The sequence below is a fragment of the Pseudomonas sp. SM4 genome, assembly GCF_051913165.1.
Lineage (GTDB): Bacteria > Pseudomonadota > Gammaproteobacteria > Pseudomonadales > Pseudomonadaceae > Aquipseudomonas.
Genome location: NZ_JBODOE010000009.1, coordinates 1 through 23,862, shown reverse-complemented (window position 1 = coordinate 23,862; position 23,862 = coordinate 1). Strand labels below are relative to the sequence as shown.

Here is a 23,862-nt window from a genome sequence, read left to right as displayed (position 1 = left end):
GTGAGCCATGATCAACGTAGACCTGCAACAACTCATCCAGGCGCTGGACGCCGAAACCCGTCGTGATCTGGAACGTTCGGCCGAGCGTTGCGTCGCCCGTGGCGGCAGCAAGATCCTCGTCGAAGACCTGATGCTCGGCCTGCTCGAGCGCCCGAACGGTTTGCTCACGCGCGCGTTGCAAGATGCCGACGTCGACGCCGGTGAACTCAGCGCCGCGCTGCAATCGCGGGTCGAGCACAGCGCTTCGCGCAACCCGGTGTTCGCCCCGGAACTGGTGCAGTGGCTGCAAGACGCGCTGCTGGTGGCCAACCTCGAACTGGGCCAGACCCAGGTCGAAGACGCCGCGCTGATTCTCGCGCTGCTGCGCAACCCGATGCGCTACGCCGGCAGCCGTTATCAGCCGCTGCTCGCCAAGCTGAACATCGATCGCCTGAAAGAATTTGCCCTGTCGCAAAAAGAGCAACCGGCGGCCAATGGCAAACCGGCCGCGCAGGGCGAATCGCTGTTGCAGCGCTTCACCCACAACCTGACCCAACAGGCCCGCGACGGCAAACTCGACCCGGTGCTGTGCCGTGACGGCGCGATCCGCCAGATGGTCGACATCCTCGCCCGTCGCCGCAAGAACAACCCGATCGTCGTCGGTGAAGCCGGTGTCGGTAAGACCGCGATCGTTGAAGGCCTGGCGTCGCGCATCGCTGCCGGTGAAGTGCCGCAAGTGCTCAAAGGCGTCGAGCTGCTGTCGCTGGACATGGGCCTGTTGCAGGCCGGCGCGAGCGTCAAAGGTGAGTTCGAGCGTCGCCTCAAAGGCGTGATCGACGAAGTCAAAGCCTCGCCGAAACCGATCATTCTGTTCATCGACGAAGCCCACACCCTGATCGGCGCGGGCGGCAATGCCGGCGGTTCCGACGCGGCCAACCTGCTGAAACCGGCACTGGCCCGGGGCGAGCTGCGCACCATCGCCGCCACCACGTGGGCCGAGTACAAGAAATACTTCGAGAAAGACCCGGCCCTGGCCCGTCGTTTCCAGCCAGTGCAATTGCACGAACCGACCGTCAGCGAAGCGGTGACCATCCTTCGTGGTCTGGCTCAGGTTTACGAGAAGAGCCATGGCATCTACCTGCGTGATGACGCGGTGGTTTCGGCGGCGGAACTGTCCGCGCGTTATCTGGCCGGTCGGCAGCTGCCGGACAAAGCCGTTGATGTGCTCGACACCGCTTGTGCCCGCGTGCGCATCAGCCTCGCCGCTGCTCCGGAAAGTCTTGAGCGCCTGCGTGGCGAACTGGCTGAAGGTGGCCGTCAGCGTCAGGCCCTGCGCCGCGATGCCGAAGCTGGCTTGCTGATCGACCACGAAGCACTCGATGCGCTGGAAGCGCGTCTCGACGAAGCCGAAGACGAAATGGTCGCACTGGAAACCCAGTGGACCGAACAGAAAGCCTTGGCCGAGCGCCTGCTGGAACTGCGTCAGCAACTGGCCAAGGCCCGCGAAGCGGCCGCTGTCGAGCCGGTGGTCACCGTTGAGGAAGACGCCGAAGGCACCGTGATCGAAACCGTCGCCGCTGAGGTTGAAGAAGGCCAGAGCGTCGAAGCGCTGGAAGCCCTGCTCAACGAAACCCACAGCGCACTGACCGCCGCGCAGGTCAAAGAGCGTCTGGTCAGCTTCGAAGTGTGCCCGCGTCTGGTTGCCGAAGTGATCAGCGCCTGGACCGGTGTGCCACTGGCGCAACTGGCCCGCGAACACAACGCCAAAGTCGCCAGTTTCGCCACCGATCTGCGCACGCGCATTCGTGGTCAGGAACAAGCCGTGCACGCACTGGATCGCTCGATGCGCGCCACCGCTGCCGGCCTGAACAAACCTGATGCGCCGGTTGGCGTGTTCCTGCTGGTCGGCCCGAGCGGCGTCGGTAAAACCGAAACCGCGCTGGCCCTCGCAGACCTGCTGTACGGCGGCGATCGTTTCATCACCACCATCAACATGTCCGAGTTCCAGGAGAAGCACACGGTTTCGCGCCTGATCGGTGCACCGCCAGGCTACGTCGGTTACGGCGAGGGCGGCATGCTCACCGAAGCCGTGCGCCAGAAGCCGTACTCGGTGGTGCTGCTCGATGAAGTCGAGAAGGCTGACCCTGACGTGCTCAACCTGTTCTACCAAATCTTCGACAAAGGCGTGGCCAACGACGGCGAAGGTCGCGAGATCGACTTCCGCAACACGTTGATCCTGATGACTTCGAACCTCGGCAGCGACCGCATCAGCGACCTCTGTGAAAACGGTGCGCGGCCAACCGCCGAAGTGCTCGAAGAAACCATTCGCCCGGTGCTCAGCAAACACTTCAAACCGGCGCTGCTGGCGCGGATGAAAGTGGTGCCGTACTACCCGGTCGGCGGCCCGGTGCTGCGCGAGCTGATCGAGATCAAACTCGGCCGTCTCGGCGAGCGCCTCAACCGTCGCCAGCTGGATTTCACTTGGTGCCAGAACCTCGTCGATCATTTGTCCGAGCGTTGCACGCAAAGCGAAAGCGGTGCGCGCCTGATCGATCACTTGCTCGATCAGCACGTGCTGCCGCTGGTAGCGGATCGTCTGCTCGACGCGATGGCCACCGGTGAAAGCCTCAAGCGTGTGCATGCCACGCTCGACGGCGACGCCAGCGTGACGTGCGAGTTCGCCTGAGGTGGGCGTGATGTTCACTCAAGTGCCGCAGCCGCTGGTCTATGCCGAAGCGTTGCTGGCGCAGTTCGCCAGTCTGTCGCGTGCGGCAGACGGCGCTGCGCTCTTGGGTGACTTCGTGCGTGGGCTGGCCGAGTTGAGCGGCTGCGAATTGACGCAGCTGTACCTGCTCGACGCCACCCACACCTGCCTGGGGATGAACGCCGAGTACCTCGATGGCGCCCTGCAACCGCGCGAAGCGGCGAGCCTGCCTGCCGATTACAACGGTGAGCAATTGCTGCAATTCGCCCTGTGCCAGAACCGCGTGGTGTGCCTCGACGACCTCGGCGGCAGCCTGCACGAAACCAGTTTCCTGCCGGCCGCCACGCGCGCCTGGCAATCGTTGCTGTGCGTGCCGCTGGTCAATCAGCACAAGGCGGTTGAAGGCTTGCTGCTGTGCGCCAGCCATCGCCGCGTCGATTTGCAGGGTTTCGCCGATTCGCTCGGGCAACTTGGCTCGTTCGTGCTGGGGCAGTTGCACTTGCTGCAACGCCTGCGTCAGCCGATGGATGTGGTCGCGCCGACGTCGCGCAGTGTGGCCAATGTCAGCGGTTATGGCCTGATCGGTAAAAGTGCGGCGATGCGCCAGACCTACTCGCTGATCAGCAAGGTCTTGCACAGCCCGTATACCGTGCTGCTGCGTGGTGAAACCGGCACCGGCAAGGAGGTTGTGGCGCGGGCGATTCACGATTGCGGCCCGCGTCGATCCCAGGCGTTCATCGTGCAGAACTGCGCGGCGTTCCCGGAAAACCTGCTGGAAAGCGAACTGTTCGGCTACCGCAAAGGCGCCTTCACCGGCGCCGATCGCGACCGTGCCGGGCTGTTCGACGCGGCCAATGGCGGCACGTTGTTGCTCGATGAGATCGGCGACATGCCGTTGTCGTTGCAGGCGAAATTGCTGCGCGTATTGCAAGAAGGCGAGATTCGTCCGCTGGGTTCCAACGACACCCACAAGATCGATGTACGCATCATCGCCGCCACGCACCGTGATTTGTCGGTGCTGGTCAGCGAGGGCAAATTCCGCGAGGACTTGTACTACCGCCTCGCGCAATTCCCGATCGAGTTGCCGGCGCTGCGTCACCGTGAAAGCGACATTCTCGAACTGGCGCGGCATTTCGCCGAAAAGGCCTGTACGTTTTTGCAGCGCGACCCGGTGCGCTGGTCGGATGCGGCGCTGGAGCATCTGTCTGGCTACAACTTCCCCGGCAACGTCCGCGAACTCAAAGGCCTGGTCGAACGCGCGGTGTTGTTGTGCGAGGGCGGCGAGTTGCTGGACGAGCATTTTTCCCTGCGCATGGAGGCGATGGCCGACGACAACAGTGGCCTGAACCTGCGTGAACGCCTGGAGAAAGTCGAACGCAGCCTGCTGCTCGATTGCCTGCGCAAGAACGACGGCAACCAGACCCTCGCCGCCCGCGAACTGGGCCTGCCACGCCGCACGCTGCTGTATCGCCTCGGTCGCCTGAATATCAATTTGGGTGACTTTGATGGTTGAGCAGAAAGTGATCGCTGCATCCAACAATATCCCTGTGGGCAGTGAAACCCCTGTGATCAGTGAACCCCCTGTGGCGAGGGGATTTATCCCCGATCGGCTGCGCAGCAGTCGCAGTCCGGCAAACGCGGTTTCCCTGCAGAAACCGGGTCACAGGTTTTGGGGGCGCTGCGCACCCCAGCGGGGCGGTGCGACGTTTCGCCAAGTCCCCTCACCACAGAGGATCAACATTCCTCCAAAAAGTGGCTGGAGGCTGCGATCTAGAGCCTCCCAAGCCAACAAATTCGCTAATAATGGCGCCGCCCGCAAGGGTCGGCGCTTTGTGCTTTGTCTACCCCTGGAGACCCTCTGATGTCTGTTCGTCACTGGCACGCTGTCCTGCTGACCCTTGTCGTTCTATGCGGCCTTGCAGGCTGTAGCGGCAATTACAAATTCAACGACACCGACTATCGCCCGTTGGGTGATCCGCAAGCGGTCAATCGCGGCAAGTGACCGCAAGGAGCATCAAACATGGAATTGGTTTTCGAAATGCTGAACACCAAGCAGTTCGTGCCCACCGAGCTGTGCCAGCGGACCTTCAAACAGGCCGGTGGCGTGATCGGGCGGGGCGAGGACTGCGACTGGATCATTCCTGACCGCAAGCGTCACCTGTCCAACCACCACGCGATTGTCAGCTTTCGCGAAGGCGTGTTTTTCCTCACGGACACCAGCAGCAACGGTGTTCAGGACGGTGAGAGCGGCGCACGTCTGAGCAAGGGCGAGCCAGTGCGCATCGAACACGGCAGCACCTACGTGCTGGGCGACTTCGAGATCCGTGCACGGCTGGTGCGTGACCCGGCGGCGTTCGACGGTGAAGCCGGGCGTCCGCGCGCGGCCGGCAGCATCATCCCCGATGACGCCTTCCTCGACCTCGACCCGCTCAATGCGCTCGAACAGCAAGAACGCGTCTACTCGGAAATCGACGAGTTGCTGGCGCCGAACACCGCTCCCGAGGACAGCCGTCAGCGCGCCGACTACGCGCGCATCGACATGGAAAGCCTGATGGTGCCGGAGCTGATCAGCGCCCCCGTCGAGCCTGAGCCTGCGCCGGCGCCGAAAGCCGTTGAGCGCCAGAGCGAAGGTTTCTGGGAGCACTTCGGTGCCGCACTGGGGGTCGACGTCAAAGGCCTCAGCCACGACGAGCGCGAAGCCCTGGCGTTGAACGCTGCGCGCTTGCTGCGTCAGAGCGTCGGCGGTTTGCAGCAGAGTCTGCGCACCCGTTCGGAGCTTAAAAACGAACTGCGTCTGGCCCAGACCACCGTGCAAGGCACCAACAAGAACCCGCTGAAATTCGCCGTTGATCCGAGCGAAGCCCTGCAGATTCTGTTGCAGCCAAGCAAGCCTGGCCACCTGCCGGCCGAGCAAGCCATCTCCCGCGCATTCCGCGATTTGCAGGCGCACCAGGTGGCCTTGCTGACCGCCAGCCGCGCCGCCGTGCGCGGCACACTGGAGCACTTTTCGCCGGAGCAGTTGACCCTGCGTTTCGAGCGCGACAACAAGCCGTTGATCGCCACGTCGGGCGGGCGCTGGAGAGCGTTCGGCCGTTACCACCAGGCGCTGCGCCAGGACGATGACTGGAGCGAACGCCTGTTGGCCCGCGACTTCGCCCAGGCCTACGAAGAACAGATCCGCCTGATCTCCACCCTCCACACCGACCACCAAGGATGATGCGCATGTCTCGCCGCTCGACCGCTTTTTTCAAGACGCTGACTGCGCTCACCGTGCTGGTGTTGCTCGCCGGTTGCTCGTCGCTGTCGCCGTACTCGAAAGTGACCAAGATCAACCTGAAACTGACCGGCAGCGATCAGTTGAACCCGGACCTCAACGGGCGGCCATCGCCGATCGTCGTGCGCCTGTTCGAACTCAAGCACCCGGTGACCTTCGAGAACGCTGACTTCTTCAGCCTCTACGAACGCGCCAAGGAATCCCTCAACCCGGATCTGGTGGCCAGCGAAGAACTCGAACTGCGCCCGGGCGAAACCGTGGAACTGAAACTCAAGGTGGAAGAGGGCAGCAGTTATGTCGGCGTTCTCGCCGCTTACCGCGATTTGCCGGAAACCCAATGGCGCCACACGGTGCAGATCACGCCACTGGAAGTCACCGAAGTCGATCTGACCCTGGACCAGACCGGCATCCGTAACACTAATCAAGTGCTCGCCAAGGCGGATGACTGACCATGAATACCCACAAAGTCATTTGGCAGGAAGGCATGCTGCTGCGTCCGCAGCACTTCCAGCACAACGATCGCTATTACGATCACCAGATGAAAACCCGCACCCAGTTGCTGGGTGGTTACACCTGGGGTTTCCTCAATCTGGAGATCGACCTGCAGTTCCTCAACATGGGCAAACTGGTGATCAGTGCCGCCTCGGGGATTCTGCCGGACGGCAGCCTGTTCGAACTCGGTGGCAACACCGAACCGCTGGCGCTGGACGTGCCGCCGAACACCGGCAACACGCCGATCTACCTGGCGCTGCCGCTGGTCACCGGTAACCACATCGAGTCGCGCCGTCCGGAGCAGTCCGACGTGCTCGCGCGCTACACCGCGTACGACGCCGAAGTGGCCGACTCCAACGCCGGCGACGATTCCGCCAGCCAGGTCAGCTGTGGTCGCCCGGACTTCAAACTGTTGCTCGGCGAGCAGCAGAGCGATCAGGCCTACGTGAAACTGAAGATCTGCGACGTGCTCGACACCACGCCCGACGGCGTGATCAGCCTCGATCCGGATTTCGTCCCGACCTACATTCAGGCCCATGCCTCCAGCTACCTGCTGTCGTGCCTGAAAGAAGTCATCAGCATGCTCAACCACCGTGGTGACACGATTGCCGAGCGGATTCGTTCCAACGGCAAGGTCGGCGGTGCCGAAGTCGGCGACTTCATGATGCTGCAACTGATCAACCGTACCGAGCTGCTGCTGCGTCACTATCTGGGGTTGGAGCAGGTTCACCCGGAAGAGTTGTACCGCACGCTGCTGACCATGCTCGGCGACCTGGCGACCTTCTCCGGCGACAGCAAACGTCCGCGTCTGGACAGCCGCTACTCGCACGCCGACCAGGGCGCGAGCTTCCGCAAACTGATGGACGCGATTCGTCAGGTGCTGTCGATGGTGCTGGAACAGCACGCCATCGAGCTGATCCTTCAAGCGCGCCAGTACGGCATCATCGTGTCGCCGTTGCACGACCACAAACTGCTCGGCTCGGCTTCGTTCGTGCTGGCGGCCAGTGCCAACTGCGACTCCGAAGAACTGCGCCACCGCTTGCCGGCGCACCTCAAGGTCGGCCCGGTGGAGCGTATCCGCCAACTGGTCAACCTGCACCTGCCGGGGATCAAGGTCAAACCGTTGCCCGTGGCCCCACGGCAGATCGCGTTCCACTCGAACAAAACCTATTTCATCCTCGAACTCAGTTCCGAAGACCTGGCGCAACTCGAGCGCTCCGGCGGCTTCGCGTTCCACGTGTCCGGCGAATTCGCCGAGCTTGAACTGAAATTCTGGGCCATCAGGAACTGACCGACATGATCAAGGACATGGAACACAACCAGGATGACAAAACCGTCCTGCTCGACCGTCAGGGCCACGGCCCGGCGTCGAGTCCGCTGACCGATTTCGCCGCGCCGCCGCGTTTCGAGCAACTGGAAGAACGGATGATCTACGCCGCGCGCCTGCGCCCGGCCGAAGCGTTCAACATCAGCCTCAATTCGCTGGTGGCGGCGTCCTCCGAACTGCTCTCGGAAGTGGTGCGCCTCAAGCACAGCGAAACCCGCGAAGATTTGTACGCGCTCAACGAGCGCCTGACCGCCGGGCTCAAGCTGTTTGAAGTGCGCGCCCTGCACAACGGCGCCGAAAGCAGCCAGGTGATGGCCGCGCGTTACGTGCTTTGCACCGTGGTCGACGAAGCCGTCGTGACCACGCCGGGGGGCAACGAAAGCGAATGGTCGCAGATGAGCCTTTTGAGCAGCTTCCACAACGAAACCTTCGGTGGCGAGAAGTTCTTCCAGTTGCTCGATCGGCTGTCGAAGAACCCGGTCAAGCACCTGCCGATGCTCGAGCTGATGTACCTGTGCCTGTCCCTCGGTTTCGAGGGCAAGTACCGCGTACAGGCACGCGGCATGCTCGAACTCGAAGGCATCCGCGACGCCTTGTACCGGCAGATCCGTCAGTTGCGTGGCGACGTGCCGCGCGAGTTGTCGCCGCATTGGGAAGGCTTGAACGATCAGCGCCGCAACCTGGTGCGCATCGTGCCGGCGTGGATGGTGGTGTTGTTCACCTTCGTCTGCCTGGTGGTGATGTATTCGGGCTTCGCCTGGGTCTTGGGCGAGCAGCGCGACACCGTTCTGCAACCATATCAGCCGCTTGATCCGGCCGCGGTCCAGCCGCAGTCGCAGCCGTAAACAGGGACGTGTGATGAAAAAGTTTTTCAAGAAAGTCGGCGCCTTCCTGCGCCAGACCTGGGTCTGGACCCTGCTGCTGGTGCTGTTCGTGGCGCTGCTGGTGTGGTTCGTCGGCCCGTTGTTGGCGGTTGATGACTACAAGTTCTGGGAAGGTTCGACCTCCCGTCTGTTGACCATCAGCGTGCTGTTCCTGATCTGGGGCCTGACCATGGTCTTCGTCAGCTGGCGCGCGGGCATCCGCAAGAAAGCCGATGAAGAATCCGAGGACGGTCAGGATCGCATCCGCCGCGAAGAGCAGATCGACGAAGAACAGAAAGAGTTGAAGGCGCGCTTCAAGGACGCGCTGAAAACCCTGAAGACCTCGAGCCTGTATCGCGGCCGCAGCGAACGCTGGCGCAGCGACTTGCCGTGGTACCTGTTGATCGGCCCACAGGCCTCGGGCAAGACCAGCCTGCTGGACTTTTCCGGTCTGGAATTCCCGATCAACAAGATCGACCGCAAGCTGACCCGCGACACCCTCGGCACTCGTCATTGCGACTGGTACTTCGCCGATCACGGTGTGCTGATCGACACCGCCGGCCGTTACCTGACGCAGCCTGACGCCGAAGTCGACGGCAGCGCCTGGACCACCTTGCTGGAACTGTTGCGCAAGCGTCGTCGTGGCCGTCCATTGAACGGCGTGCTGGTGACCATTCCGGTGGAAACCCTGCTCGGCGGCAGCGAACAAGACATCGACACCCTGGCGCGCCAGGTGCGTGCCCGTCTGCAAGACGTGCATCAGAAACTGCACGTCGACGTGCCGGTGTATCTGGTGCTGAGCAAGGCTGACAAGCTGCTGGGCTTCGACGAGTTCTTCGATCAACTGACCCGCGAAGAAAGCGATCAGGTGCTCGGTACCAGTTTCCGCAAGGATCAGGTCGGCACCGACGTGGCCGTGCTGCGCAACGAGTTCGAAGAACTGCTGCGTCGCCTCAACAGCCAAGTGATCATGCGCATGCACTCCGAGCGTGACACGCAGCGCCGTGGCCGCATCCTCGACTTCCCGCATCAACTGGGGCAGATCGGCGAGCGCATGTGCCTGTTCGTCGACATGGCGTTCACCGGCAACCGTTATCAGCGTGCTACGCAACTGCGCGGTTTCTACCTGACCAGTGCACCGCACTTGACCCAGGAAATGGATGCGAGCACCGCCGGCATCGGCGCCAACCTCGGCATCAGTGCCGGCGTGTTGCCGACCCTGCGCAGCGGCCGTTCGCGGTTCATTCATCACCTGCTCAGCCGGGTGATTTTCCCTGAAGCCGATCTGGCCGGTCTCGACAAGCGCGAGCGCAGCCGCATCCATTGGGGGCAACGTGCGTTGTACGTCGGCGCACTGGCGGCACTGGCGTTGTTCGGCATGCTCTGGGCCGGCGGTTTCTCGGCCAACTACGAGCGTCTGGAAAACCTGCGCAACCTCGCGCAGAACTGGACGCAGCAGCGCTCGGCCTTGTCGCCGCGCGATGATGCGATGGGCGCGCTGAAAACCCTCGACACCAGCTATGCCGCGACCCAGGCTTTCCCGAAAAAGGGTGATGTCTCCTACCTTGAGCGTGGCGGTCTGTATCAGGGTGAAACGGTTAATCCGGTGGTCAAAGAAGCTTACGAGCGTGAGCTTGAGAAGCAACTGCTGCCACGCGTCGCGACCATGCTTGAAGGGCAGATTCGCGCCAACATGAAGGACCGCGAAAAGCTGCTCAACAGCCTGCGCGCGTACCTGATGCTGAACATGAAAGACCGTCGTGACGCCGCATGGCTGAAGGACTGGGTCGCCACTGACTGGTCGACGCGCTACACCGGCAACACCGCGGTGCAGAACGGTCTGAACACTCACCTCGAACGCCTGCTGAAGCTGCCGTTTATCTACCCGCTGAACGACCAGTTGGTCACGCAGGCGCGTCAGGTATTGCGCAGCGAATCGCTGGCCACCGTGGTTTATCGCATGCTCCGCGAGCAGGCGCGTAACTTGCCGGAATACCGTTTCAGCCAACACCTCGGCCCGCAAGGCTCGCTGTTTATCGGTACCGAATACGTGATCCCGGGCTTCTACACGCAAACTGGTTATCAGCAGTACTTCTCGGTGCAGGGTTCGGCGCTGGTCACCGACATCCTGCGTGACAACTGGGTGCTGGGCGAAGGTGCGGGCATCAGCGACATGGACCTGCGTCGCCTGATGGTCGAACTGGAGCAGCTGTATTTCCGCGACTACGCCAACTACTGGAGCGAAGCCGTTGGCCAGGTGGCGTTGCCGCCGATCAGCGACGCCGGTGAAGGCGCCGAGCAACTGGCGGGCCTGACTTCGGCCAACTCGCCGGTGCTCGCATTGCTCACCGAAGTGCGTGAAAACACCCGCTTCCCGGCCGCTGCCGATCCGGTCGATGAAGCCGGTGATGCCGCCGATGCACTGGCGGGGCAGAAGGGCAAACTGGGTAAAGTCGGCAAACTGGCGTCTGCCGTGGCGGACAAGGCTTCGGCCCTGAACGTCGCCAAGAGCCTGCCGGACACCGCGAAGAAGTCGCTGCAACGTCGCTTCGAACCGCTGCATCGTTTGCTCGATGACAACAACGGTCCGGGCGCCGACCTGACGCCGGCTTTCAACGCGCTCAACGACCTGCAACTGCAACTGTCCGGTCTGGCCCGTTCCAGCACGCCGGAACAAGCCGCGTTCGAACTGGCGAAAACCCGCATGAGCGGCCAGCGTGATGCGCTGACCAACCTGCGCACCGCTTCCGGTCGCCTGCCGCGTCCACTGAGCGTGTGGTTCAACGTGCTGGCCGAAGACTCCTGGCGTCTGGTGCTCAACGATGCTTACCAATACCTCAACGGTCGTTATCAGAACGAGCTGTACAGCGTGTATGGCAAGACCATCAGCAAGCGTTATCCGTTCAGCGCCAGCAGCACCAGCGACGTGGCGATCAGCGACTTCCGCGAGTTCTTCAAGGCGCAAGGCACCGTTGACCGCTTCTTCGACAGCTACATGCGTCCGTTCGTCAGCGGCGATCCGGGCAACTACCGCATGCGCAGCATCGACGGTCACAGCCTGCCGGTGTCCAAGGTCTACCTCGATCAGATGGCGGCGGCGCTGACGATTCGTCAGAGCTTCTTCTCGATCAACCCGGCCGAACCGACCGTGCAGTTCAAACTGGAGCCGTACACCCTCGACCCGGCCGTCAGCCGTTCCGAGTTCAAGTTCGGCGACAAGACCATGGAATACCGTCACGGCCCGATCCTGCCAATGTCGTTCAAGTGGCCGACCGAGGCTGAAGACGGTCGCACCAGCCTGGTCATGGACAAAATGGCCGGCCGCCCGATCGGTATCGAGAAGAACTCCGGCCCATGGTCGCTGTTCCGTCTGTTCGACCTGATGCAGACCGAGTACCTGACCGGTCGCGACGTGCTGGTGCTGAAAGCTGACGTAGGCGGCCTGCGCGCCAACTACCTGCTGACCAGCCAGCGCACGCCGAACCCGTTCGACATGGGCGTGCTGCGCACCTTCCGTATGCCGGTGCAGCTCTGATGCTGGTGGCCAGTCCCTGGCGCAGCGCGGCGCGTACCGACCCGGGCAAGGTGCGGGCGCGCAACGAAGATGCCTTCCTCGACCATCCGCAGCAGGGGCTGTGGGTGGTCGCGGACGGCATGGGCGGTCATCAGGGTGGCGACGTCGCCAGCCAGTTGATCGTCGCCAGCCTGGCTGAACTGCCGGCACACGACGAGTTCGACGAACGCCTCAAAGCCATTCGCCAGTGCCTGCACTGGCTGAACCGGCGCCTGGGGCAGGAGTTGACCGTCACTGCCGGCCGTCACGACAGCATCATGGGCAGCACCGTCGTGGCGCTGCTGGTGGAAGGCAATCGCGCGGCCTGCATCTGGGCCGGCGACAGCCGCTGCTACCTGTGGCGCGGCCAGCGTCTGTATCAACTGTCCAAAGACCATTCGCTGCAACAGCAACTGATCGACGAGCAACAAATGAGCGTCGAACAGGCCGCAGCGCACCCGTCGGCTCAGGCGTTGACCCGAGCCGTCGGCGCCGCCGAACAACTGACCCTGGATGTCCTCGAACTCGAGGTCTATCCGGGCGATGCGTTTTTGCTCTGCAGCGATGGTTTGTATCAAGGCCTGAGCAGCGATGCCCTCGGCAACGCCCTCAGCCTCACCGCGCCGCACGTGGCGCTGGAACGTTTGTTCGACGGTGCCCTGCGGGGCGCCGCTCGGGACAATTTGACTGCCGTGGTAATCCGCCAATGAGTGAAATCGAATCACCCATCGATGATGTGCTGATGAGCGAAGAACAGGCCAACAACCTGACCTACTTCGCCTTCGCCAAAGCCCATAACGCGGAACCCGCGCTGGCCCCGACCAAGGCCAGCATCGGCGCGTTGCCGGACGTGCTGGCCGGCCGTTATCGCCTCGAGCGCCTGCTCGGGGCTGGCGGCATGGGCGCTGTATACCGGGCGAGGGATCTGCTGCACGAACAGTTCGGCGATCCCGACCCTTACATCGCGCTGAAAATCCTCAGCGAAGAATTTGCCGAATCGCCGGACGCCAGTGCCTTGCTATACAGCGAGTTCGCCCTGACCCGACGCCTGCGCCACGACAACGTTGTGCGCGCGCACACCTTTGAAGTCGACACCGATTGCCAGCGGGCCTTCATCACCATGGAATACATGCGTGGCCTGACCCTGGACAAATTGCTCTGCGAGCGGCCCCTCGGCCTGCCGTGGAAAGAACTGCGTGACATCGTCCTGCCGCTGCTCGACACGCTGGCCTACGCCCACCGTCGCGGCGTGCTGCACGGCGACATGAAACCGAGCAACGTCATGCTCAGCGAAGACGGCTTGCGCCTGTTCGACTTCGGTCTCGGCCAGGCAGAAGAGGGCACCTTGCCCGGCCTGCCGCACCTGAGCCGCGAGCGCTTCAACGCCTGGACGCCAGGCTACGCCGCCCCCGAACTGCTTGAAGGCCAACCGTTGTCGGCCAGCGCAGACGTCTACGGCGTGGCCTGTGTGATCTATGAACTGGCGGGCGGCAAACACCCGTTCCGCCGCTTGCCCTCGACCCAGGCCCGCGACGAGCACCTGGAGCGCGAGGTGCAAGCTCCGGCAAACCTGCCGAAACACTGCTGGCCTGCGCTGCAAACAGCGCTGAGCTTCCACGCGGCAGAACGCACCATCACTGCCACTCAATTGCGTGACGCCATGGGCGCCACCTCGTCCTGGCTGCAACGTCTGCGACTTCGGGCATAACGGATGACATTCGAACAGGGAACACACAATGTTCAACTCAGCTAACGAGACCCACTTCAGCCTGACGGTCGAAGACTATGTCGGCGACCTGCAAGTGCTGTCGTTCACCGGCACCGAAGGCATCAGCCAGCCGTTTCGCTTCGACCTCGAACTGGTCAGCGAAAACCCGGATCTGGACCTGGAAAAGCTCCTGCACAAACAGGCCTTCCTCGCCTTCGATCCGCAGGGCTCCGGCATTCACGGGCAGATCTATCGCGTCGCCCAAGGCGATGCCGGCAAGCGCCTGACCCGCTACAAAGTGTCGCTGGTGCCGCAACTGCAGTACCTGCATCACCGCACCAACCAGCGCATCTACCAGCAGATGTCGGCGCCGAAAATCATCGCGCTGATCCTCGAAGAACACGGCATCAAAGGCAACGCCTACAACTTCCAGTTGAGCCAGCCGTGCCCGGATCGCGACTACTGCGTGCAGTACGACGAAACCGACCTGCATTTCGTCCAGCGTCTGTGCGAAGAGGAAGGCATCCACTACCACTTCCAGCACACCCCTAAAGGCCACCTGCTGGTGTTCGGCGACGACCAGACCGTGTTCCCCAAACTCGGCCAGCCGACCGCTTACATTCAGGGCAGCGGCATGGTGGCTGACGAGCCGGTGATCAAAGGCTTCCGCCTGCGCCTGGAGACCCGCACCAGCCGCGTCACCCGCCGCGACTACGACTTCGAAAAACCGCGTCTGCAAATGGAAGCGGCCTACAAACCGGACGCCGCTCCCGATAGCCAAAGCGCCGAACCGGATCTGGAAGACTACGACTACCCCGGCCGCTTCATCGACCGCGCGCGCGGCAAGTTCCTCAGCCAGCGCGCCCTCGAACGCCACCGCGCCGACTACCGTCAGGCCGAAGGGCGTGGCGACCAGACCCGTCTGGTCAGCGGCCACTTCATGGAACTGTCCGACCACCCGCGCACCGAGTGGAACGACCTGTGGCTGCTCACCGAAATCTTCCACGAAGGCAAACAACCGCAAGTCCTCGAAGAAGGCGTGACCAGCGACACCACCGACAACAAAGACGACTTCCACCAGGGCTACCGCAACACCTTCCTCGGCACCCCGTGGGACGTGTTCTACCGCCCGGCCCTCGAACACCCGAAACCGCGCGTACTCGGCAGCCAGACCGCCCACGTCACCGGCCCCGCCGGTGAAGAAATCCACTGCGACCAATACGGCCGTATCAAAGTGCAATTCCACTGGGACCGCGAAGGCCAGGCCGACGACAAAACCAGCTGCTGGCTGCGCGTCTCCAGCTCCTGGGCCGGCGACCGCTACGGCGCCATCAGCATCCCGCGCGTCGGCATGGAAGTCCTCGTCACCTTCCTCGAAGGCGACCCCGACCAACCCCTCGTCACCGGCTGCCTGTACCACAAGGAAAACCCGGTGCCCTACGCCTTGCCGGCGAACAAGACGCGCAGTGTGTTCAAAACGCTCAGCTCACCGGGTGGCGGCGGGTACAACGAACTGCGCATCGAAGACAAGAAAGGCGCGGAGCAAATCTACATCCACGCCCAGCGCGACTGGGATGAAAACGTTGAGCGCGACCAGAAGATTCGGGTCGGCAACGAACGCCACGACACCGTTGAGAAAAACACCTACACCGAGCTCAAGGCTGAAGAACACCGCACCACGGTGTCCGACCGCAAGGTTGAAACGCGAATCGATGATCACCTGACAGTTGGACAGAACCAGCACATCAAACTGGGCACTGCGCAACTGACCAGCGCGGGGAAAGAGATTCATCTCAAGGCTGGGGACAAGATCGTTATTGAAGCGGGGACGGAGCTGACCATTCTTGGGGGTGGGAGCTTTATCAAGCTCGATGGCGGTGGTGTGACGGTGGTTGGGCCGGTGGTGAAGATTAATGCCGGTGGGGCGCCTGGGAATGGGACCGGGATCGGGATTAAACCGCCGGTGCTGCCGGGGGCGGCGGATAAGGATAAGGCGGGGAGTTTGATGGATCAGGCGTTGGGTAATTCGCCTGAGGAAAAGATCAAACAAAAGCCAAAGCGCATGCTCAATTTTTCTGGGTAACACATCGACGGCAATCCATGCCACCAGGGATCAGAATTCAGGTAATTGGTAATGACAGAGACAACGAACAAAATTCAAAAATGGTCGTATCCCCTGAAAGTGGGTACCGGCGAAGCGACCGATCCGCAGCAATTCTATAAGGCGTTAGCCAAAGCCAAAGATGGTTACTACCCGTTGGGGGCCAACGGTCTTTGGCATGGTGGTGTTCATTTCGATGAGGCTTCGGGATTGGTCAACGATCTGACAGAGGTCAGGTGCATCGCTGATGGAGAGGTCGTCGCGTACCGTATCGACGAAAAGTACCCGACATCTGATTTTGGCTCGACGCACTCGGTTTATTCGACGGGGTTTGTGTTGGTGAAGCATCGACTTGAGCTTCCTGCACCTTCTACGCCGGCTCCTGCTACCGGTGCGGCTGCTGCGCTTGGGCCGAGCCTGACGTTCTTCAGTCTCTATATGCACCTGCTTGATTGGGAAACCTATAAAGCGAATCCTTCACTTAAGCCACCGGGTTTTTGGGGGAAAGGCCTCTATCAAGTAAAGGAAAATCTTCAAACCAAATCATTGGGGCTAAGGGTTCGTGAAGGCAATTCGTCTCAAACACCTATATTGGCCGTACTACCCCGTGGCACTAAGGTTCTTACCAAACCCGCACCGTCCAACCAAAGCTGGCTTGCGGTAGTAAGCGTGACGCCTGAGTTCCCCAGCTTGGCTGTCAACACTGGATGGGTATTTAAAGGGCAAATGAAACATCTGGGGGGGGAGAGCTACTTGGTAGGGGAGGAAGCACAAGACGCTCCTCCAGACCAGAAGAGCGGCGCCAACGTTCGCGATGTGACCCGCAGTGGGCAACCTATCGCGTTTTTACCGGCGGGTACACAGATCAGGATTAGCGACGAACAAGCCGCAAGACAGTACCGTAAGCTAGCGGAGATCATAAGCGGTCAGCCTATTCCAGCTCTCAACGTAGGTGATGACGGTAAATTGCCTGGATTTGTCTGGCTTGAAGATTTGGAGGCCAAGAACGAGCCCCATGCTCCTATTGGGCAGGTAATTCCACTTGCTGAGTCCTTCAAAGTTAAGGCCGGTGAGGTGTTGGGGCATGTTGGCAAATATCAGACCCATGCAGATTCCGCGCCGAAGAATTTATTACACCTCGAAGTTTTCAGCTGTGAGGACGTGGAAGCTTTTACTAATAAAAGTAAAGAGAAGGCTATCGGCCTGCCCGCTGCTGAAAAGTCATTAGTAAAGATACCAGCAGATACGTGGTTAGTTACTCATGCGCCACACATGAACTCCGCAACACCTCCTAAGGCAGCAGACCCAGGTAATAAAGTGGGGTATGACTTCTATATTCCTGTTGGACTCCTTGAAGCATTACCCGCGGAGAAGAAAATCAAAGAGTCTGTAGTGATGGGTACATCGACTTCCACTACCTATTGGTGGCGCCTGGATGGTTTGTTAGGTGACAAAAATGGTAATGGAATTGATGGATGGTTTGCCGAACCCGATACAGTGCTCTCGAGGCACTCTCCGTTTGAGTGGAATGGATTTACCTTTATTAACGAAACTACAAGCAATGTCGATCACTTAGCAGCTTTTCTGCATGCTCAAGAGAGTCTTGATGAACAAGAGCGAGAGTCGTATCTGCCTAATGTAGAGACCGCCCTAGCTGGTTCTGTTAATGAGACGTTGTACAAAATTCTCGATAGGAATGGAGATAAGAAAATCGCGCCGTCTGAAATTGCTGAGGCGTTGGGCAAACCATGGTTCTCTCAGCCTATATCGCAGATGGTGACGCGTTATGAGAATGAATGGGAGTACAAAAAAGAAAAATGGGATGCGTTGGATGAAATTATCGGCCATAGCGATTCTGACCCTCACAAAGCGTGGGTAGAGGAGAAGGCGCGAATTGAACGCCTCAGTTGGTGGGAAAAACTAATTGGGCAGCACGGAATTACTAACGAGTCCCGTGTGCAGCATATTAATCCCGTTGGTCTCATTTCATCTTTCGTACACAGCGCTGGGTGTAATTGTTCTGAAACTATTACGAAAGAGCAAATGAAGCTGATCGCACCATTAGCAACACAGGCTAATATTAATAAATATACAGATTTGCTTACTGAAATGTATGCAACGGCAGGTATTGTCACTTGTATTAGTAAAGCGCATGTTCTTGCTCAAATGTTGCACGAAAGTGGCAGTCTTCGACTTACGGTTGAAGGCGTTAATGGTACTCCGGCTTATGCGCCATATATCGGTCGCGGGCTCATTCAGATTACCTATGAGGAAAACTATAAAGCTTATGGGCTTTTTATAAATGAAAATTTCCTTGGGGCGCCCAATTACCACAAGATGGCGCAATTGCCACATAGTGTTGTTTCGGTTGGATGGTTTTGGGCTAACTATAAAGGCCTGACTTCAAGCTCTGATATAGATGACTTTATTTACTGCACAGCGAAAGTAAATGGTGGGTTCAATGGCTATGACGATCGACTGCAGTTCTTGAATCTCGCACTGAAGACGTTAAATATACAGGGCTGCGCTAAGCTGAATAGGTCAGGTGCTTATGAATTGGCTGAAAGTAAAGCATACAAAGATGCTAAGTTTTCATTTGCTTGGGGGCTTTGGAGCGATCCCGCAGGAGGGACTTCCGGCAAAGCATCAGACCCTGCCCAAGCGATAATAGGATATAAGCGCTTTATTGAGTTGTACAACACAAATTCTTCAGTGAGCGGCAATACAACAAAGAAATATTATGCCCCAGGTAGAACTGCGTCTGTTGCGAAGCAGCATGCTGAAGCCCGAATAATTGCGCTTGGAGGAACCCTTTGATGAAATTTTTATTTGTTTTGATTTTTTTGTTCGTAACCAGTGCCGCGCAAGCAGAGCCTAACTGTGAAGTCGATCTGAATGCCGACGGGATATGTGATAGCTACTCCGTATCACTACCTGTTGATGATCTCGATTTTTCGAATATAACAATAAGCATTGGCGGCACGGATGAAAAAAGAACTGGTTCCTTTGAACTTGGTAACGGTGGTCTTTCCAGCGGATACATACCAGGTGATTTTTCGCTGCTCATTGATTATCAAATACACAACACTTTAATAACAAAGTACGATTTCAGGTGGAATTTGAGTGTTAACGATTGGGTGCTATACAAAATGTCACAGTGGGAGGAGCCTTTCAGGGATGAGAAATACTCCATCGGTGGCGAGGAAGTCCCAAGTGAGGCTAAGTTTCCTCAGCGATTTGACGTGCGGCGCATTGATTGCTGTGTAACATTTTCTCAATTTTCTGGCAATGGTCCGGTTGTCAAAAATGCCGCGGAAAATAATAAAATAATGGAAATACATAATGACTTTAAGTTTATATTAAAAAAACTGACTGAAGGCGAAAATAGTTCTCTGTTCTTTAAGGCCGGTGCCGCTGGGGAGCGAATCAGTATTCCGAAAGATCTAATATACGAGTTAACTTTGATTGTTGGTGACGATAATGTCGTGGCGGTCAATGACTATGCCTATTATCTATATCGAAATAAAGAACCTATCTTGGCAGCGATGCTCTTGAAGGTCATTAATCAAAAATATCCTAAGAGGGTTGTTGCTGTCTTAAATCTGGCAGATGCGTACTGGGATATAGGCATGAAAAAAGATGCGTGCCTGCTCTATAAGGATTACGCAAATAAAATGAATGAGCAGGGAAAGTCATCGCGTATACCGGCATCGGTAAAATCTAAGTTTAATTGCAGATAATATTAGAGGTGTAAAGTTCGGTGGAATTGGGGGGTAAGCCATTCTTACGTCATAATTAAGAGTGAAAAGGATGATGTGTTTGTCCTGTTTAAATATTATCGTATCCTAGATACTTATTTATTCGAGGGTGCTTAAGTGTGGGTTGGCGAATTTACCTATATATATTTCCTCCGTGAAGTCGACTTTCATAAGAAATAAACATTAAAGAAGATTTTTTTTGGGTGTCCAGTCTTCGCCCGCTAATAGCCCAGAGTGCATTGGTCGGCGATTCACTTTGCTTCATGAAAAGGGGTTGGATTTATATGTTTCATTTAAATATATCCCTGCCCTTATTTGTTGTTCCCCATCTTTCTTTTTATTTAAATGCTGAATCAATCATGAAGATTTACGGGGCGACGGTGAGTGCCAATTCATCGATTGTGCCATTTATCACTTTTTATGAGCAGTGACCTGACTTGATATCCTTGTTTGGAGAGTTTTGCTGAATGTCTGACAAATACTTTTTATTCGTGATTTTATGTTTTGTATCCATACATACTGCGAATGCGGACATAGAAAACATTGAAATTCGCGGGGTGGGCGGTACCTCGCTCAAGGCCCGGAGCTTCAATGAAAAATATGGTGGCTGGCGCGACATAGAGTATAGCGGTGCAGGTGCGTCTTTTAAGATATATGCCGTTCCTAGTGGTATGGATACCTCGGCGGAAGGAGTTGTAGCATATCCCAGTGCGGATTCGCTTTCTCCGGATAAAAGGTATTTGCTGATCCAGCGTACCAATGCTGGAGAAGTAATAGATGACGAGGGTAATAGCTTCATTTCCTCTCAGGCATACTGTGATCTGATTTCAATGGATACCGGCTGTACCGTAAATGTTGGCTCTGTGTTTCAGTGTGATGGTGCGTGGCAAGGTGAACAGTGGAAGATGGCGAATGGGGATGTTTTTGACATTTCTTCAGCGGGTGTGCCGCCAAAATCATTGCTCGCTAAGATGGCTGGTTTGGTTGAGAAAGAGTCTCACGCTAGTATACTGAGAGATTATGTTTTTATGGGTATGCCTTCATACATGGCATGTTACCCACCTGAACAATATATTCATGACTATAACGATGTTGCGTTCTACTTTGCACAAGGTGGTGAGTATCTTTTGGCTATGCAGATTTATGAAAGAATATTGCCTTTAGCGCCACTCAGAGTGCCGCTAAAGCTTAACGTGGCTGACTCTTTATGGGCCCTTGGAAAGCATGACCAGGCGAGGCGGTATTATGCTGAGTACCGCGAGGCAATGAAGAGAAAAGACATGGTAAGTAAGGTACCTGAAAGGGTTGGTGAGCGGTTGAATTAGTTTGGTTGTGGACCAAGCAGGGTGAGGCGGATTTGATTTCAGTGAGCTATATAAATGAAAAAATTTCTAGCGGTATTGTTATTCTGTTTTCCAGTTCATGCCTATTGTGAGATTAAATCAGAGTCGCTCTGTTTCGTGTCTGTACCTGATGGAAAAATAAAATACGAACTACGAACTTATTCTGATGATCCTACTGATTGGCACGGAGGGTTTGTTAAATGTAAACAATCAAAGCAGCCGATATCACTGGTGTTGAGTAATATTGAACGTGAAGTGTTGGATCCTCAAGCAGCGGTGCAGTTGACGCGGACATGGTCCGAAGTGTTAGACGGTAAAATAACCGGTAAGTATGAAATGGTTAGTCAGGGTGGAATAATAGTTTCAATGGAATATAGAAAAACGAATGGTAAGGAGTACTCGTTTAGGTTTGATCCAACAGTCGACGCTTCCGAAGATGGCGGGTGTGGTTGGAAATAATTTTACCTTCATATATCGGGAGATTGGGCAGTGAGCAGTCTATGTCAAAAAATCAGATTTCTTAATATTCTATTTTTTGTATTTGCGAACTCTATGGTATGGGCGTCTCAATCTACAGATTCGGCTTCGGAGGTTGTAAAGGAATTTCATATAAAATTAATACCGGATTTTGTCGGGCAAAAGCTGTTGATTTTTAAAGAAGAAGGCGTTGTTGGAAAGTCGTTGAGTATTGTGGCAGATAAAGATGGTAAGCAATCCGTAATAAGCAAAGCATCCTTTGCGCTACCCGATATAAGAAATGAATATTCTCCGGCAAGTTATGATGGGTTTGCTGTGGCTGTGCTAAGCGGTCAAGAAAAAATAGTAAGTGTTTCGGGGGGGCAGGGCGAGGATTTACTTTATAAATATGCATCCTCTAGGGCAGGCGATATAATTAATTTGACTACAAGGGAGGACGGTAATACTGAGTCTGTCTTTAATGTGCAGTTCCAGTATGACGCGTCAGTCAAAAAAATTGTGGTGAGTAAAGTTCTACTTGTAAGCAGCAATAGTGAGTGTGACAGGTCGATATTGAGCGTTTATGCGCTGCCTTCAAATGACTTAATGTCTATTCCATTTGAAGAGTTCGATGGTGCGAAAGCGTTTGAGTACTTAAAAAAACTCCGCTCGGATTTCCTGGCTAAAAAAATAGGTAGTGAAAAGCTTTTTTCGGTTTCCGTGACTTCAAATTTTGAAAAGGCGTTGGCAGCTTTTAAAATTGGCGATAAAGCAAAGCTAAAAGAATTAATGGGGAATATGTTGGTTGATGGCGGTTCAAGTGATAGCTGTGCTCCGGACTCTTATGTGGTGGAGAAGTATTACTACCCCGGTATGGTGGGGTGGTCCAACGATGTTGGATTCTTATTTGCTGAAGCCGGGTACTATCAGGAAGCGATTGAGTTATTGAAAGTAGTTGTATCGGAGAATCCGGATAGGACAGTCGCCTATTTGAATCTGGCAGATGCTTACTGGGGATTAGGGCTCAAAGAACTTTCGGCTGAAAACTACAAAAAATACAGCCTGCTGATGCAGCAATCAGGAAAGTTCGCAAAAATCCCCAAAAGAGTGGGGGAGCGTATTAAGTAGAATTTTTCACTGCCTTTGGTTTATTCGATTATTGCTGATTGGGAAAGGGGGAAGTGCTTATCCCCCCTATCCGTTCCACTTAGGTCTTAGCTTCCTGCCTCGCCGCGATTAATTCTTCCAGGTGATCCAGCGCACGCTCCACCATGAGCTGCGCGCCATCGGCAATTCGGCTAAGGGCCAGTGCTACGGAGCGGTTAGAGCCTTCTACGTCGTCCGCTAATTTGGCGGCGATGGCGCTGATGGACAGCATGTCTTCGGAGGCGTTGGCCAGTAGGGCTTCCGGGTCAATGCCTGTTGAGATAGTGAAGAGTCCGCTTTTGCGGCGTTTGAACAGTTTGTCGACGGTAGGCGGAAAGTAGTGGGCGAAGGCGCGGTCGGCGGCTTCTCTGTCGAGCATTTCGGTGTCGAGGGGTTCTTCGGTTGGGGTGCCGGTGTTGTCTGGCGGGTTGGGCGTCACTTTGAACATGGGTGTATCTCCGTCTGTATGTGAGGAGCCACTACCGTTCGCTTGCACGCAAATAAGGTGGCAGCTGTGCGCAGGTGTGCAAGACCGGGCAGACGGACCCGGCAGATCATTCTCGAAAGAAGGATCTCCCGCGCACAGCCGCCATACAGTCGGTTGCGCGAGCAGGGAAATGCCCGATCAGCGACCAATGACGTTGCGCGTCGTCTTTTACCCGGACTTGCACGTCCGTGTCATCGTTTTTTGCGGTGACAAATCAAGGTTAGCGGTGAATGCAAGGGGTGGATAGTTCATGGATGGCTTGGCGTCCTGCGGGAAATGTCCGACGAACATGACATCCGGTTAGCAGAGGATCGTGAGTTCTGTTTAGGTGCCTACGCCAGAACGTGGATGGGTCTTACAGCAGGGCATCTACGTCTGATTCTGAAGGTTGAGTGGGTCAAATTCAGATCGGATGAATTTCAGGCTTTTATTGTTTTTCCAAGGAAACCAGGGAATGAAAATTTTCAGATTCGGCGTCGTTTTTATACTGTCCTTACTATCGTCCCTCGCCCAAGCGGAGGGCACGATGATTGCGACCGTGCTTCAGGCGGATTTTTCCAAAGATCCGGAGGTAAGGCTGCTCGTAAGGGTTGTTGTAGTGGTCTAATGAAACCGGACACCCATTTAGGCGAGAATGCTCGCCAGATCGAGGTGTCAGATGACCAAACAAC

Annotated in this window: 18 protein-coding genes; 17 read left to right on the top strand and 1 reads right to left on the bottom strand. The window is 56.9% G+C overall.

Going from position 1 to position 23,862, the window contains the following annotated elements; genetic code table 11:
- Nucleotides 1-7: 7 nt before the first annotated feature.
- The 16 genes from tssH (at nucleotide 8) to ACQ4MY_RS17530 (ending at nucleotide 22,686) form a co-directional block, all read left to right on the top strand.
- Nucleotides 8-2,665, top strand: coding sequence for a type VI secretion system ATPase TssH (gene tssH, locus ACQ4MY_RS17605; RefSeq protein ID WP_440095976.1), 2,658 nt, complete (start codon nucleotides 8-10; stop codon nucleotides 2,663-2,665).
- A gap of 10 nt (nucleotides 2,666-2,675) precedes the next feature.
- Nucleotides 2,676-4,196 carry a sigma-54 interaction domain-containing protein gene (locus tag ACQ4MY_RS17600; protein ID WP_440095975.1) on the top strand — a complete coding sequence of 507 codons (1,521 nt, stop codon included), beginning with the start codon at nucleotides 2,676-2,678 and terminating at the stop codon, nucleotides 4,194-4,196.
- A gap of 348 nt (nucleotides 4,197-4,544) precedes the next feature.
- Entirely contained in the window at nucleotides 4,545-4,685 is a 141-nt protein-coding gene (locus ACQ4MY_RS17595; protein WP_008078714.1) for a hypothetical protein, read from the top strand.
- Nucleotides 4,686-4,703: 18 nt separating this feature from the next.
- On the top strand, nucleotides 4,704-5,900 hold the full coding sequence (tagH, locus tag ACQ4MY_RS17590; protein ID WP_008078713.1) for a type VI secretion system-associated FHA domain protein TagH: 1,197 nt from the start codon (nucleotides 4,704-4,706) through the stop codon (nucleotides 5,898-5,900).
- A gap of 5 nt (nucleotides 5,901-5,905) precedes the next feature.
- Entirely contained in the window at nucleotides 5,906-6,406 is a 501-nt protein-coding gene (gene tssJ / locus ACQ4MY_RS17585; RefSeq protein WP_008078712.1) for a type VI secretion system lipoprotein TssJ, read from the top strand.
- Between the two features lie 2 nt (nucleotides 6,407-6,408).
- Nucleotides 6,409-7,740 (top strand): type VI secretion system baseplate subunit TssK, encoded by a 1,332-nt coding sequence (gene tssK, locus ACQ4MY_RS17580; RefSeq protein ID WP_008078710.1) that lies wholly within the window; start codon nucleotides 6,409-6,411, stop codon nucleotides 7,738-7,740.
- Between the two features lie 5 nt (nucleotides 7,741-7,745).
- A complete protein-coding gene (gene icmH, locus ACQ4MY_RS17575) occupies nucleotides 7,746-8,621 on the top strand; it encodes a type IVB secretion system protein IcmH/DotU (RefSeq protein ID WP_440095973.1) in 876 nt (291 codons plus the stop codon).
- A gap of 13 nt (nucleotides 8,622-8,634) precedes the next feature.
- A complete protein-coding gene (gene tssM, locus ACQ4MY_RS17570; protein ID WP_008078707.1) occupies nucleotides 8,635-12,174 on the top strand; it encodes a type VI secretion system membrane subunit TssM in 3,540 nt (1,179 codons plus the stop codon).
- Nucleotides 12,174-12,902, top strand: coding sequence for a PP2C family protein-serine/threonine phosphatase (locus ACQ4MY_RS17565; RefSeq protein WP_440095971.1), 729 nt, complete (start codon nucleotides 12,174-12,176; stop codon nucleotides 12,900-12,902). The genes tssM and ACQ4MY_RS17565 overlap by 1 nt, the downstream gene beginning before the upstream one ends.
- On the top strand, nucleotides 12,899-13,900 hold the full coding sequence (locus ACQ4MY_RS17560) for a serine/threonine-protein kinase (protein WP_440095969.1): 1,002 nt from the start codon (nucleotides 12,899-12,901) through the stop codon (nucleotides 13,898-13,900). The genes ACQ4MY_RS17565 and ACQ4MY_RS17560 overlap by 4 nt, the downstream gene beginning before the upstream one ends.
- A 28-nt stretch (nucleotides 13,901-13,928) precedes the next feature.
- On the top strand, nucleotides 13,929-15,983 hold the full coding sequence (locus ACQ4MY_RS17555) for a type VI secretion system Vgr family protein (protein WP_440095968.1): 2,055 nt from the start codon (nucleotides 13,929-13,931) through the stop codon (nucleotides 15,981-15,983).
- Between the two features lie 51 nt (nucleotides 15,984-16,034).
- Nucleotides 16,035-18,818: a glycoside hydrolase family 19 protein gene (locus ACQ4MY_RS17550; protein ID WP_440095967.1), complete on the top strand. Its 2,784-nt coding sequence runs from the start codon at nucleotides 16,035-16,037 to the stop codon at nucleotides 18,816-18,818.
- The gene (locus ACQ4MY_RS17545; RefSeq protein ID WP_440095966.1) at nucleotides 18,818-19,741 is read left to right on the top strand and encodes a tetratricopeptide repeat protein; all 924 of its coding nucleotides are present in this window, start codon (nucleotides 18,818-18,820) and stop codon (nucleotides 19,739-19,741) included. Before ACQ4MY_RS17550 ends, ACQ4MY_RS17545 begins: the two co-directional genes overlap by 1 nt.
- Nucleotides 19,742-20,226: 485 nt before the next feature.
- Complete coding sequence (locus ACQ4MY_RS17540) at nucleotides 20,227-21,084, top strand: tetratricopeptide repeat protein (protein WP_440095965.1); 858 nt, start codon at nucleotides 20,227-20,229, stop codon at nucleotides 21,082-21,084.
- 54 nt (nucleotides 21,085-21,138) lie between these two features.
- The gene (locus ACQ4MY_RS17535; protein ID WP_440095964.1) at nucleotides 21,139-21,561 is read left to right on the top strand and encodes a hypothetical protein; all 423 of its coding nucleotides are present in this window, start codon (nucleotides 21,139-21,141) and stop codon (nucleotides 21,559-21,561) included.
- Between the two features lie 30 nt (nucleotides 21,562-21,591).
- Nucleotides 21,592-22,686 carry a tetratricopeptide repeat protein gene (locus ACQ4MY_RS17530; RefSeq protein WP_440095963.1) on the top strand — a complete coding sequence of 365 codons (1,095 nt, stop codon included), beginning with the start codon at nucleotides 21,592-21,594 and terminating at the stop codon, nucleotides 22,684-22,686.
- A 79-nt stretch (nucleotides 22,687-22,765) separates the two neighbouring features.
- Here ACQ4MY_RS17530 and ACQ4MY_RS17525 read toward each other — a convergent pair whose 3' ends face one another.
- Nucleotides 22,766-23,152 (bottom strand): DUF6124 family protein, encoded by a 387-nt coding sequence (locus ACQ4MY_RS17525; protein ID WP_440095962.1) that lies wholly within the window; start codon nucleotides 23,150-23,152, stop codon nucleotides 22,766-22,768.
- Between the two features lie 315 nt (nucleotides 23,153-23,467).
- Between ACQ4MY_RS17525 and ACQ4MY_RS17520 the strand changes: the two genes are divergently transcribed.
- On the top strand, nucleotides 23,468-23,862 hold a 395-nt coding region (locus tag ACQ4MY_RS17520; RefSeq protein ID WP_440095961.1), incomplete at its 3' end, for a hypothetical protein.